This is a genomic window from Pseudoclavibacter helvolus (assembly GCF_014191305.1).
Taxonomy (GTDB): domain Bacteria; phylum Actinomycetota; class Actinomycetes; order Actinomycetales; family Microbacteriaceae; genus Pseudoclavibacter; species Pseudoclavibacter helvolus.
In genome coordinates this window covers 404,974-417,316 of sequence record NZ_JACHWJ010000005.1, presented here as the reverse complement: position 1 = coordinate 417,316, position 12,343 = coordinate 404,974, and the positions used below count along the sequence as shown (strand labels likewise).

The window sequence follows — 12,343 nt, the reverse complement described above, 5'->3', positions numbered from 1 at the left end:
CCTGGACGGCAAAGGCATGCAGTGGCGCCCCTCTGAGACACTGGCTGGCATGATCACGGTTCGCACCTTCTCAGAACTCAGCGCGGCGGAGATGTGGGGAATTCTGCACCTGCGCTCGAGCATCTTCGTCGTCGAGCAGGACTGCGTCTACCTCGACCCAGACACCGCCGACTTCGCCGAGGGAACGATCCACGCGTTCATCGGCGACGACCCCCTCTACCCGCACAGCTACGCGCGCCTCCTGCCACTCGGCTGGCCGGACGAGCACCTCCCGACCGACGTGTCGCGCCCCATCGGCAGAGTCGTCACTGCCGAGAACTCGCGGGGGTTCGGATACTCGGCCCAGATCATCCGACATCTCATCGGGATAGCAGACAGCGAGGGCGTCGCGACCTCCCTGAACGGGCAGGCGCACCTCGAATCCTGGTACGGCAGATTCGGGTACGAGCGCTGCGGTGACAACTTCATCGAAGACGACATTCCCCACGTTCCGATGGTGAAGTACACATCGGGCCCTGACTCATGATTTACTCGCTCGTAACAAGCATGAATCAGTTAGTCGCAGTGCCGCGGCTAGCTTGAGATCCGGGCGCCGCTGCGCGGCGCTCGCTCTCTGCTTACGTATAAAGGAGCACCATGAGTAACTTTGCCAAGTCGTCTCCCTCCAGGAAGTTGCGCATCACCACAGGAATCGCCGCCATGAGCGTCGGCGTCTTCATGCTGGCTGCATGCTCATCATCAGGCGACACCGCTGGTGACCCAGCCGCAGAAGGCGACGCCGCTGCCGCGGTCTGTGGCCCAGACACGGCTGAGACCGTAACCGAGGTCTCGCCAGTCGAGGCTCCGACCGCTCAGGAGCGCTCCGAAGCGCTCAAGATCGGCTCGCTGCTGCCGCAGACCGGAACCCTCGCCTTCCTCGGACCGCCCGAGATCGCGGGTGTCGACCTCGCCGTCGCTGAGATCAACGCGTCGCCGTCCGGTGTCCTCGGCGGCAACATCAGCGTCGTCCACCGCGACTCGGGCGACACGTCAACCGACATCGCGACGCAGTCGGTCACCGACCTGCTCAGCCAGAACGTGTCCGCCATCGTCGGCGCGGCATCTTCCGGCGTCTCCATGACGGTCATCGACCAGATCACCGGCGCAGGCGTCGTGCAGATCTCCCCGGCCAACACGTCCGCCGAGTTCTCCACGTACGACGACAAGGGCTTCTACTTCCGCACCGCCCCCTCTGACATCCTCCAGGGCCGCGTCAACGGAAACACGATCGTCAACGACGGCAACGCATCCGTCGGCATCATCTACCTGAACGACGCTTACGGTTCTGGTCTCTCCGAGAGCATCACCACGGCAGTCGAGGCAGCCGGCGGCGAAGTTGTCGCATCGGAAGCCTTCAACGAAGGTGACAGCCAGTTCTCGGCCCAGATTGACGCCGTCACGGCAGCCGACCCCGACGCGATCGCGCTCGTCGCGTTCGACCAGACGGCAACCATCGTTCCGCAGCTCATCGGCACCAAGGGCTTCCCCGCCGACAAGCTCTACATGGTTGACGGCAACATGGCCGACTACTCCGCCGACTTCGAAGAGGGCACGCTGAACTGCGCCAAGGGCACCATCCCCGGCGTCGTCGCCTCCGACGACTTCCGCGCGAAGCTGCTCGGCATCGACCCGGAGCTGAAGGACTACACGTACGGCGCTGAGTCGTACGACGCAGTCATCCTCGCTGCACTGGCAGCGCAGGCAGGCGGCGCAGCCGACTCGGCCACCATTAAGGACAACATGCAGAAGGTCTCCGCAGATGGTGAGAAGTGCACCACCTACGCCGACTGCGTCGCGCTCCTCGAAGCTGGCACCGACATTGACTACGACGGCGTCTCCGGCCCGATCTCGTTCGACGAGAACGGCGACCCGTCAGAAGCCACGATCGGCATCTACCAGTACGGCAACGGCAACACCTACTCCAACATCGGAGAAGAGGCTGGCCAGCTCTAAGCTGACTCGCTGAGCGGAGGGCCCGGGATGCACGCATCCCGGGCCCTTCTGCGTGCCCGGGGGAGCATCCGCTCGCCGCTCGCCGCCATGGTCGCCCGCGAAGGCGCAACCATCACTGCCCGGCGTTTCGCCCTCTGTGTGCTCTCGCAAGGGGAGAAAAGCCGGGCAGCGATCGGCTCCGGGGGCGGGTTAGTGGGCCGCGTCGCTGTCCTTGGCCTGCTCGTCGGCCGCGAGGGTGCCGAGGTAGAGGGCGATGACCTTCGGGTCGTTGAGCAGCTCACGGCCGGTGCCCGTGTACGCGTCCTTGCCCTGGTCGAGCACGTAGGCGCGGTCGCAGATCTGCAGGCAGCGGCGCGCGTTCTGCTCGACCATGATGACCGAGACACCGGCGCGGTTGATCTGTCGCACGCGCAGGAACGTCTCGTCCTGGCGCACCGGCGAGAGGCCGGCGGAGGGCTCGTCGAGCAGTAGCACCGAAGGGTCCATCATGAGCGCGCGGGCCATGGCGACCATCTGCCGCTCGCCTCCCGACAGCGAGCTCGCCCGCTGCTTGCGACGCTTGCCCAGTTCCGGGAAGAGGTCGGCGACGAACTCGAAGCGCTCGTTGAAGACCTTGGGCCGCAGGAAGAGCCCCATCTCGAGGTTCTCCTCGATCGTGAGCGACGGGAACACGTTGTTGTTCTGCGGGACGAGTCCGACGCCCTTGGCGACGAGCTTGTCCGCGCGCTGGCCCGTGATGTCCTCGCCCTTCAACATGACGCTGCCGCCACGGATCTTGATCTGCCCGAAGATGGCCTTCAGCACCGTCGACTTGCCGGCGCCGTTAGGCCCGATGATGCCGATGAGCTCACCCGGGTAGGCGTCGATCGAGCATCCGTTGAGGATGTTCACGCCGGGCAGGTAGCCGCCGACGAGGTCGATCGTCGACAGGACAGCGTCGCCCTTCGGTGCCGTTGCGGTCGCAGCAGCGGATGCGGTGGGCTGAGTCTCGCTCATTTGCTGTCACTCTCCGTCGTCTCGGTCGCCGTTTCAGGGGTTGTGTCGGCCAGCTCCTCGGCAATGGTGGTGGTCCCGAGCACCTCGGCCTCGTACTCGGCGGCCGCCGCGACGCCCTCTTCCTCAGCGATGCGCTCGACTTCCAGTTCCTGGATGTCGAGGTCGCCGAGGTCCTGATCGTGGTGCGCGCCGAGGTAGGCGTCGATGACGGCCTGATCCTTCATGACCGTCTCTGGCGGGCCCTCTGCGACGATCTGCCCTTCGGCCATGACAACAACCCAGTCGGAGATGTTCGTGACCATGTGCATGTCGTGCTCGACGAACAGCACCGTGGTGCCGTCGTTCTTGAGCTCCTTGACGTGACCGAGCAGCGACTGCACGAGCGCCGGGTTGACGCCGGCCATGGGCTCATCGAGCATGATGAGCTTCGGGCTACTCATGAGGGCGCGAGCCATCTCGAGTAGCTTGCGCTGGCCGCCCGAGAGCGACGCCGCGTAGTCCTCGCGCTTCGCGTCGAGCTTGAAGCGGGCGAGCAGCTCGTCGGCCTTCTCGGTGATCTCCTTCTCGCGGTCGCGCCACAGTGGCTTGAAGAGCGCGCGCAGCATGCCCTCGCCGCCCTGCTCGTCCGCGCCGAGCAGCATGTTGTCGAGCACCGTCATGCGGCCGAGCGACTTCGTGAGCTGGAAGGTGCGGACCATGCCAGAGCGCGCCACTTTGAAGGCGGGCACGTTGGCGAGCGAGGTGCCGTCGAACGACCAGGTGCCCGTGTTGGGTTTGTCGAAGCCCGTCAGCAGGTTGAACATGGTCGTCTTGCCGGCACCGTTCGGGCCGATGAGCGCGGTGATCTTGCCGCGCGGGATCTCGAGGTGCTGCACATCCACTGCCGTGTTGCCGCCGAACTGGCGGGTGACGCCGTCGGCGATGACGATCGGGTCGACCTTCTTGCAGCCGGGGCCGACCTTGCCGTCGACGAACTCGTGGGTGGGGAGGATGCCCGTTGGTGGGCTCGTCTGCTCAGGCACTGAAGCTCAGCTCCTTCTTGTTTCCGAAGATGCCCTGGGGTCTGAAGACCACCAGCAGCATGAGCGCGATTCCGACGATGATGAAGCGGAGCTGGGCGCCCTGCGTCATGGAGAGGAAGGTAATCGCCCCGGATTCGATGAGTCCGTTGATCACGCCCTGCGTGAGGGAGAGGACCACCCAGAAGATCATGGCGCCCACGATGGGGCCGAAGATCGTCGCGGCTCCACCGAGGAGCATGATCGTCCAGATGAAGAACGTGAGGCCCGTTGTGTAGTTGGCGGGCTGCACGGCTCTCGGCAGGATGAAAATGATGCCGGCGAGGGAGCCGAGGAGGCCACCCGTGATGAGGGCCTGCATCTTGTAGGCGAAGACGTTCTTGCCGAGGCTGCGCACGGCGTCCTCGTCCTCACGAATGCCGCGGACCACGCGACCCCACGGGCTGCGCATGAGCGCCCACACGAGGAGGGTTGCGAGGATGACGAGGCCCCAGCCGACGATGCGGGTCCACCAGTCGTACGCGTTGTACGTGAATGGACCGAAGCCGTACGTTCCGTCCGGGATCGGGTTGATCGCCGCGAAGGTGCCCTTGAAGCCGTTGAGGCCGTTGGCGGCACCCGTGACCGGGGTGAGGCCCGTAGTCGTCACGATGTATCGCAGGATCTCGGCGGAGGCGATCGTCACGATGGCCAGATAGTCGGCTCGCAGCCGCAGTGTCGGGACACCCAGGATGAACGAAAAGATCACCGAGACCACGATGACGCACAGCACGGCGGCCCAGAGCGGCCAGCCGAGGCTGATCGTCGGGATAGCGAACGCGTACGCGCCGAGCAGCATGTACGCGGCCTGACCGAAGTTCAGGAGGCCCGTGTAGCCGAAGTGGATTCCGAGGCCGATCGCGGCGAGCGCGTAGGCGGCGGTGGTGGGGCTGAGGAGCTCGCCGACGGCGTTGCTCAGGATGTTTGACCAGTCCATGTTCGTCTCCTAGCCGACTCGCTCGCGGCGGCCGAGAATGCCCTGGGGCCTGACGAGCAGGACCAGGATGAGGATGAGGAGCGCCGCCGCATACTTGAGGTCGGCGGGGATGAAGAGGGTCGAGAGCTCGACGAAGATGCCGACGACGAGCGATCCGACGAGCGCGCCGTACGCGGAGCCGAGGCCACCAAGGGTGACGGCGGCGAACATCAGTAGCAGCACCTGGAAGCCCATGTCCCACGATGACTGGCGGTAGAGGGCGAGCATGACGCCGGCGAGGGCGGCGAGGCCACCTGCCGTGGTCCAGACGATGCGGATGATGCGGTCGACGTTGATGCCGGATGCGCTCGCGAGCGACGGGTTGTCGGAGACCGCGCGGGTCGCCTTGCCGATGCGAGTGCGCGTGAGGAAGAGGCCCACGAGGATGAGCGTGACGATCGAGATGCCCATGCTGAGCAGCGAGCCCGTCGTGATGCGCACCGGCCCGAACTCGACAGCGCCGCTGAGGCCGACCGAGCTCATCGGGAGGATCGCGCCCCCGAAGAACAGCTGGTAGATGTAGCGCAGCGCGAGACCGAGGCCGATGCTCACGATCATGGCCGGCACGAGGCGCACACCGCGTTTGCGCAGCGGCTTCCAGAGCGCCGCATCCTGGACCCACCCGAAGGCGGCACCGAGGATGACGACGATGATGAGGGCCACGAAGATGTTGAGGCCCATGACGACGGCGAAGAGCCAGGCCATGAGGCCGCCGAACGTGACCAGCTCGCCGTGCGAGAAGTTGTTCAGACCGGTCGTGCCGAAGATCAGGGTGATGCCGATCGCGCCGAGCGCGATGAGCAGGCCGAAGTTGAGGCCCGCGACGAGGCGCTCGATGAGCTGCGAGCCGAAGTTGCTGCTCTGCCTCGTGTCTTCACCGAGCGCGAAGAGGCGACCGACGTTGGTCGTTGACCACTCGTCCTCGGTCACCTCTGCGGTTGCGCCGTCCTCGTTTCGGAGGTCGACGCCGTCTGGCAGTGTCTCCGTGTCGAGGGTCACGGTGTAGTTGCCTGGGCCGGGGACAGGGACGCGCCAGCGTCCGTCCTCGCCCGACTCGACCGTCTCGGTGTAGCCGTCGCCTTCGACGGTGAGGGAGACGCCCGCGACAGGTTCACCCTCGAAGTTGAGGATGCCGCTGATCGAGTACGCCGACTCTTCCGGGGGTTCGGCCTCCGCGTGTGCGGGGCCGGCCATCGAGAAGACGCCGAGGAACGCGAAGAGCGCCATGGCGAGCGCCGCGAGCATTCGGTGCGTTTGGGTGAGCCGGGAACGCCGGGCGGTCGCTGAGGGCGATCCTGCTGGCGCAAGCGGACTGAGAAGAAGGGGCACGGAGTACCTCCAGTGCGAGTCGGGCTGGGCACGACGACTGAACGAGATTCTGGAACTGCTATTTCTGCAAGCGAGGATCCGCCACTCTGCGAATCTACGGATGGTTTGTATCGGCAATGTTTCTATGCCGCTACACACGATAGCGGTGCTGGAGTGGCCCTGCTCGCAGCAGGGGGCCCTGACGCGCAATTTTGTTCCACGTCGCCACAAATCTGCGGAGTCGAGGCGGTCCAGTGTGCCGCCGGAAACAAGATCTCAGATAGTGAAGACGAGTTTCTCTTCCGGCGTGTCACCAACCGGAAGGTGACGGGCGCAGAAGAGCTCACGCTCGCCGCAGTTCTCGCAGGCCACGAAGCGTTCACGGCAGGAGGCGTCGCTGCAGTTCTGGGTGCGGTGCGTCGGTGCCTCGCACTCGCGGCAGCGGCCGAGCTTCTCCGTGTTCGGGCCGAACTCGAGGTGCTCGCGAGCGTCGAAGACCGCGAGTGAGCCCTTCCAGAGTCCCTCGTCGCCGAACTGCTCGGCGTAGCGTACGATGCCTCCGTCGAGCTGGTACACCTCGGTGAAGCCGCGTTTCACCATGAGGGCGGAGAGGACCTCGCACCGGACGCCGCCCGTGCAGTAGGTCACGACGGGCTTCGATTTGAGGTCGTCGTACTTGCCGGACTCGAGCTCGGAGATGAAGTCGCGAGTTGTCCCCGTTTCGGGCACGATGGCCCCCTCGAAGCGGCCGATCTGCGCCTCGATTGCGTTGCGTCCGTCGAAGAAGACGACGTCGTCTCTCGATTCGACAAGCGTGTGCAGCTCGTCGGGGGCCAGGTGCGTACCGCCACCGACAACCCCGTTCGCGTCGACCTCCAGCTCACCGGGCGCCCCAAAGCTCACGATCTCGTCGCGCACCTTCACGCTCAGGCGCGGGAAATCGAGCGTCTGCCCGTGCTCGTCGAGGCCAGTGCCCTCCGACCACTTGTAGTCGGCGTCCTTGAACGCCGGGTACTCGCGGGTTGTGCGCACGTAGCGTTTGAGCGCGTTGAGCTCACCGCCGAGCGTGCCGTTGATGCCGTCCTTCGAGATCAGGATGCGCCCACGCAGCCCAAGCGACGCCGCGAGGTCGCGCTGCCAGAGGCGGATCGCCTCCGGGTCGGCGAGGGGCGCGAAGGCGTAGTAGAGCACGATCTTGGGGACAGCCATGGCCTCGATTTTACGGGCAAGGGCGCAGCGACCCGACGTTCGAGCGGCCGAATGTCTGTGGGTCTGCGTACCCTTGCCGCATGCCAGATCGGGTCATGTCGCTCTATCGGCCGGCGCTGCCGGTCGATGTGCTGCAGACCCTGGCTCCGCTCATGCGAGGCAGGCGAGACCCGACGTGCTGGGTGGATCCGGTGTCGCGCGACGTGTGGCGCACGTCGCACGCGCTCGCGGGAGGCGCGACGACCGTGTTCCGGCAGGCGCGGGAGGGCATCCGCATCGTGTCGTGGGGCGAGGCGTCCGAGATCGCGGTTGACGAGGCCCCGGTCCTGCTGGGCCGCGACGACGACTGGGGCGAGCTCCGGCTCGAGGCGCTGCCGGAGCTGGCGGATGTGCGGCGCCGCAACGAGGGGCTCCGGCTCCCCAAGACCGGCGCGGTCTTCGAGGCGCTGAGCGCCGCCATCATCGAGCAGAAGATCACGGGCCTCGAGGCGCACCGCGCGTGGGACATCCTGCACCGCGACTACGCCGACGCGGCCCCGGGGCCCGCGGGTCTCGTGCCGCGCCATCTGCGGCTGCCGCTGACACCCGGGCAGTGGCGGCGCATTCCGAGCTGGGACTGGCACAGGGCGGGCGTCGACCACTCGCGCACGGGCACGGTGATCCGCTCGGCCACGGTCGCCTCGACGCTCGAGCGAACGAGCAGCATGCCGACGGGGTCTGAGGAGCCGCTTCGCCGCCTTCGTTCGATCGTCGGCGTCGGCGTGTGGACGGCCAACGAGACGGTGCAGCGGTCGCACGGCGACCCGGACGCGCCGAGCTTCAGCGACTACCACATCCCGAACATGGTCGGGTGGGCGCTCGCGGGCTGCGACGTCGACGACGACGGCATGCGGGAGCTGCTCGAACCGTGGCGGGGTCACCGCGAGCGGGTCGTTCGCCTCATCAAGCTCGCGGGCAACTCGCGTCCGAAGCACGGCGCGCGAATGACAGTGCAGGACCACCGCTTCCACTGAGGCGATGCCGAGGGGCAATACCCGGTCGTGTCGTTCGCCCACGGCTGACGCGGTTCTCAGCGATCTTTCTGGCACTCGGGGGTGCTGAGTGCTAATTTTTTCACCAAGGAAGTTGACAACAGTCGACTCAAGTTCAACGCGGAGCTCGCGGAGTCGAGCTTGCGTACAAGGAAGGGAAAACGACATGGCACGCGTCTTCGATCCGTTCCAGGAGATGGAACGACTTTTCCAGGGAGCCCCGAACAGCCCGCGTTCGATGCCCATCGACCTCTACCGTGAGGCCGACCACTACATCCTCACCGCCGACCTGCCCGGCATCGATCCGAGCTCGATCGACGTCGACCTCGACGGCCAGCAGCTCACGATCCGCGCCGAGCGCAGCACGGTGAACGCGGAGGGCGCAAAGTGGCTCGTTCGAGAGCGCAACGGAGGCAGCTACCTGCGCCAGTTCACGCTCGGACAGGGCCTCGACACCGAGCGAATCGCCGCGAGCTACGAGCACGGGGTTCTGACGGTGACGGTTCCCGTCAGCGAGCGCGCGAAGCCGCGCAAGATCGAGGTCGAAACCGGCACGAAAGTCGAGGCAGTGGAGACGATCCAGGCCTAGTCTGCCTGTTCCACTCGGGTCAACCGTTCCGCCTGAGCGCGGCCGGGTCGAGCTGAGTGCAGTCCAGCGGAACCGAATGGAGGGTGGCGCCAATTCGCGCCACCCTCCATTCGCATCCGGTCATGACAGCGCTCCCAGGCCCAGACCTAGGCCTGGAGAAAGAGGCGGACCTCAGACTGCGTGCAGGCCCCTTCCTTCCTCCTCGGCCTCGCGCGCCAGCCCCTCAGCTGCGGCGTAGCGGGCGCGGAGCGCGGCGTCGGGGGCGGGCTCGAGGCGCGCGATGGTCTCGACGGGCCAGTCCGGGCGCTGTCCGGTTGCGACCCACGCCGCCTGGCGCGCGGCCCCGTCGGCGACGTACTCGCCAGGCGCGGGGATCTCGACGGGCACCTCGAACAGCGTCGGGGCCACGGCGCGCACACCCTCGCTCAGCGCGGCACCGCCGATGAGCATGACCCGCTTCGCCTCGACGCCAAGCGCACGGTGGGCGTCGAGCGCCTGCGCGAGGCTCCCGAGCATGCCCTCGACCGCGGCGCGCGCGAGGTTCTCGCGAGTGAAGGATCCGCGCGTCATGCCCAGCAGCGACGCCGTCGCGTTCGGCAGGTCGGGGGTGCGCTCGCCGTCGAGGTACGGCACAAACGCGAGGCCTCCGGACCCGATTTGGGCTGATGCGGCGAGGCGACCGAACTCCTCGTGGTCGACGCCGAGCACCTCCGCCGTCGTGTCGATGACCCGGGCCGCGTTGAGCGTTGCGGAGAGGGGGAGGAACTCGCCGGTCGCATCCGCGAAGCCCGCGAGCCCGCCCTGCGGGTCGACGACGGGTCGGTCCGCGACGGAGAAGACGGTGCCAGAAGTGCCGATGGACACGACCACGTCGCCCGCGCGAGCGTTGAGACCAAGCGCCGCGCCCGCATTGTCGCCAGCCCCGGCAGCGACGAGCGCTCCCGCTGGCGTCTTGCCCGCCACCTCTGACGGGCCGAGCACGCGCGGGAGGATGACGTCGTGGCCGAGTGCCGCGACGAGCAGCTCGCGGTCGTATTCGCCCGTGAACGGCGACCAGTAACCGGTCCCGGACGCGTCGGAGCGGTCGGTCGTGAGCTTCGTGAGGTCAGCGCCGAGGGGGCTCTCGCCGGCCGGGCCGTAGCCGAGGAGGCGCCACGTCAGCCAGTCGTGGGGGAGCGCGACGGCAGCAACGCGGGCCGCGTTCTCCGGCTCCGCATCCCGGAGCCAGCGAAGCTTCGTGATGGTGAAGGACGCGACGGGCACAAGCCCGGTGCGCTCGACGAGCGTCTCCTGGCCGAACTCCGCGATGAGGTCGCGGGCGGCTCCTGCGCTGCGAGTGTCGTTCCAGAGCAGGGCATCGCGCACCACGTTGCCGTCGGCGTCGAGGGCGACCATGCCGTGCTGCTGGCCGGCGACGGAGATGGCGGTGACGTCGTCGAGTCCTCCTGCGGCCGCGGTTGCCTCCTGGGCGGCTGCCCACCAGTTCGCAGGGTCCACCTCCGTGCCGGGCAAGTGGGACGCACGCCCCTGGCGGATGAGCTCGCCCGTCTCCGCGTCGCGGATGACGAGCTTGCAGCTCTGCGTACTCGAATCGAAGCCGGCGACGAGCATGGGTCTGCTTTCTGTAGAGAAGGTGCTGTGTTGAGAGAGGGTGCTTGAGGATGCACGACAGAGCTGGGGCGGATGCACGCGTCTCGTGAGACGTGGGTGCATCCGCCGCAGCTCTGCGCGGGGGACGGGGGAGGTCGTCGGGTGCTGGTTGCCGGCTGGCTAGCCGCGGGCGCCCATGAGGTGCTCGAGCGCGAGCTGCTGCAGGCGCACGAAGCCGAAGCCCTTGCCGTTGAAGTACGCGTTCGCGTCGAAGTCCTCGAATGCGGAGCGGTCCGCGAGGAAGTCGTCGTACGTCTCGCCTTCGCCGAGCGTGTTCGTGGAGAGCTCGTCGACGCGCGACGCAGCGAGGGCTTCCTGCACTTCGGGGTCGGCGCGGAAGGCCGCAGCGCGCTCCTTGAGGAGTAGGTAGGTGCGCATGTTCGCCGCTGCCGACTCCCACACGCCCGTCTCGTCCTCGGTGCGGGAGGGCTTGTAGTCGAAGTGGCGCGGTCCCGTGTAGGTCTGGCCGCCGTTGGGGCCGCCGTTCTCGAGCAGGTCGACGAGCGCGAACGCGTTCTGCAGGTCGCCGTGCCCGAAGACGAGGTCCTGGTCGTACTTGATGCCGCGTTGCCCGTTGAGGTCGATGTGGAAGAGCTTGCCCTGGTAGAGGGCCTGCGCGATACCGGCCGCGAAGTTCAGGCCCGCCATCTGCTCGTGCCCGACCTCGGGGTTCACGCCGACGAGCTCCGGACGCTCGAGGGTCTCGATGAACGCGAGCGCGTGCCCGACCGTGGGGAGGAGGATGTCGCCGCGGGGCTCGTTCGGCTTGGGCTCGATCGCGAAGCGGATGTTGTAGCCCTTGTCGGTGACGTAGTCGCCGAGCAGGTTCACGGCCTCGCGGTACCGCTCGAGGGCCTGGCGGATGTCCTTCGCGGAGTCGTACTCCGCACCCTCGCGCCCGCCCCACATGACAAACGTCTCGGCGCCGAGGGACGCTGCGAGGTCGAGGTTGCGGAGCACCTTGCGCAGCGCGAAGCGGCGCACGTCGCGGTCGTTCGAGGTGAAGCCGCCGTCCTTGAAGACGGGAGCCGAGAAGAGGTTCGTCGTGACCATCGGAACGACAAGCCCCGTCGCATCCAGTGCCCCGCGGAGGCGGGAGATCTGCGAGTCGCGCACCTCGTCGGTGGAGCCGAAGGGGAAGAGGTCGTCGTCGTGGAACGTGAGTCCGTAGGCCCCGGCCTCGGCGAGCTTCTCAACAACGTGCACCACGTCGAGGTCGGCGCGCGTCGGGCCACCAAACGGGTCGGTCCCGTTGTAGCCGACGGTCCACAGACCAAAGGAGAACTTGTCTGCGGGGGTGGGAGTCAGAGACATGAGAGTCCGTTCTAGGTATCGTCGTTGATAAGTTTCAGTGAGCAACATATAGCAAGTTGTTGTGTCATTTCCACCATCACTTCCGGATGCATCCGGTGTCGTGTGGCGGACGGGGCCAGTTTTGTCACGAATCCGACACGAGGTTGCACAACCGGACCCAAGTAGGTATATGTTTGGCGCGACAACTTAGGGCAAGACATTTCAGAGAGGAAATGACCTT

General features: G+C 66.7%; 11 protein-coding genes. 4 read left to right on the top strand and 7 right to left on the bottom strand.

The features are described 5' to 3' along the window. Window positions 1-49 precede the first annotated feature (49 nt). Both FHX72_RS16705 and FHX72_RS16700 read left to right on the top strand, forming a co-directional pair. On the top strand, window positions 50-526 hold the full coding sequence (locus FHX72_RS16705; protein ID WP_068478472.1) for a GNAT family N-acetyltransferase: 477 nt from the start codon (window positions 50-52) through the stop codon (window positions 524-526). Window positions 527-636: 110 nt separating this feature from the next. Then, window positions 637-1,992: an ABC transporter substrate-binding protein gene (locus FHX72_RS16700; protein ID WP_068478470.1), complete on the top strand. Its 1,356-nt coding sequence runs from the start codon at window positions 637-639 to the stop codon at window positions 1,990-1,992. 189 nt (window positions 1,993-2,181) lie between these two features. Here the strand turns inward: FHX72_RS16700 and FHX72_RS16695 are convergent, their stop codons facing one another. From FHX72_RS16695 to trhO, 5 genes are all read right to left on the bottom strand, one after another. Continuing rightward, a complete protein-coding gene (locus FHX72_RS16695) occupies window positions 2,182-2,988 on the bottom strand; it encodes an ABC transporter ATP-binding protein (RefSeq protein WP_183626549.1) in 807 nt (268 codons plus the stop codon). Then, window positions 2,985-4,010, bottom strand: a complete 1,026-nt coding sequence (locus FHX72_RS16690) for an ABC transporter ATP-binding protein (protein WP_183626547.1) — start codon at window positions 4,008-4,010, stop codon at window positions 2,985-2,987. Before FHX72_RS16690 ends, FHX72_RS16695 begins: the two co-directional genes overlap by 4 nt. Further along, complete coding sequence (locus tag FHX72_RS16685; RefSeq protein WP_183626545.1) at window positions 4,003-4,983, bottom strand: branched-chain amino acid ABC transporter permease; 981 nt, start codon at window positions 4,981-4,983, stop codon at window positions 4,003-4,005. The genes FHX72_RS16690 and FHX72_RS16685 overlap by 8 nt, the downstream gene beginning before the upstream one ends. Window positions 4,984-4,992: 9 nt before the next feature. Continuing rightward, a complete protein-coding gene (locus tag FHX72_RS16680) occupies window positions 4,993-6,267 on the bottom strand; it encodes a branched-chain amino acid ABC transporter permease (RefSeq protein WP_068493803.1) in 1,275 nt (424 codons plus the stop codon). A 339-nt stretch (window positions 6,268-6,606) separates the two neighbouring features. Further along, window positions 6,607-7,539, bottom strand: a complete 933-nt coding sequence (gene trhO / locus FHX72_RS16675) for an oxygen-dependent tRNA uridine(34) hydroxylase TrhO (protein WP_183626542.1) — start codon at window positions 7,537-7,539, stop codon at window positions 6,607-6,609. Between the two features lie 80 nt (window positions 7,540-7,619). Between trhO and FHX72_RS16670 the strand changes: the two genes are divergently transcribed. Further along, window positions 7,620-8,552 (top strand): DNA-3-methyladenine glycosylase family protein, encoded by a 933-nt coding sequence (locus tag FHX72_RS16670; protein WP_183626540.1) that lies wholly within the window; start codon window positions 7,620-7,622, stop codon window positions 8,550-8,552. Between the two features lie 184 nt (window positions 8,553-8,736). Continuing rightward, a complete protein-coding gene (locus FHX72_RS16665; protein ID WP_068478456.1) occupies window positions 8,737-9,159 on the top strand; it encodes an Hsp20/alpha crystallin family protein in 423 nt (140 codons plus the stop codon). Between the two features lie 171 nt (window positions 9,160-9,330). On the opposite strand, the gene xylB is transcribed toward FHX72_RS16665, so the two are convergent. Together xylB and xylA are read right to left on the bottom strand one after the other, a co-directional pair. After that, a complete protein-coding gene (gene xylB, locus FHX72_RS16660) occupies window positions 9,331-10,770 on the bottom strand; it encodes a xylulokinase (RefSeq protein ID WP_068478454.1) in 1,440 nt (479 codons plus the stop codon). Between the two features lie 159 nt (window positions 10,771-10,929). Then, window positions 10,930-12,123, bottom strand: coding sequence for a xylose isomerase (gene xylA / locus FHX72_RS16655; protein WP_068478453.1), 1,194 nt, complete (start codon window positions 12,121-12,123; stop codon window positions 10,930-10,932). Window positions 12,124-12,343 lie beyond the last annotated feature (220 nt).

Excerpts from the sequence above, each read along its gene's own strand:
- FHX72_RS16680 (WP_068493803.1), bottom strand. The coding sequence starts at position 6,267 with ATGCTCGCGGCGCTCGCCATGGCGCTCTTCGCGTTCCTCGGCGTCTTC.
- FHX72_RS16705 (WP_068478472.1), top strand. The coding sequence starts at position 50 with ATGATCACGGTTCGCACCTTCTCAGAACTCAGCGCGGCGGAGATGTGG.
- FHX72_RS16700 (WP_068478470.1), top strand. The coding sequence starts at position 637 with ATGAGTAACTTTGCCAAGTCGTCTCCCTCCAGGAAGTTGCGCATCACC.
- FHX72_RS16695 (WP_183626549.1), bottom strand. The coding sequence starts at position 2,988 with ATGAGCGAGACTCAGCCCACCGCATCCGCTGCTGCGACCGCAACGGCA.
- FHX72_RS16665 (WP_068478456.1), top strand. The coding sequence starts at position 8,737 with ATGGCACGCGTCTTCGATCCGTTCCAGGAGATGGAACGACTTTTCCAG.
- FHX72_RS16670 (WP_183626540.1), top strand. The coding sequence starts at position 7,620 with ATGCCAGATCGGGTCATGTCGCTCTATCGGCCGGCGCTGCCGGTCGAT.
- trhO (WP_183626542.1), bottom strand. The coding sequence starts at position 7,539 with ATGGCTGTCCCCAAGATCGTGCTCTACTACGCCTTCGCGCCCCTCGCC.
- FHX72_RS16685 (WP_183626545.1), bottom strand. The coding sequence starts at position 4,983 with ATGGACTGGTCAAACATCCTGAGCAACGCCGTCGGCGAGCTCCTCAGC.
- xylA (WP_068478453.1), bottom strand. The coding sequence starts at position 12,123 with ATGTCTCTGACTCCCACCCCCGCAGACAAGTTCTCCTTTGGTCTGTGG.
- xylB (WP_068478454.1), bottom strand. The coding sequence starts at position 10,770 with ATGCTCGTCGCCGGCTTCGATTCGAGTACGCAGAGCTGCAAGCTCGTC.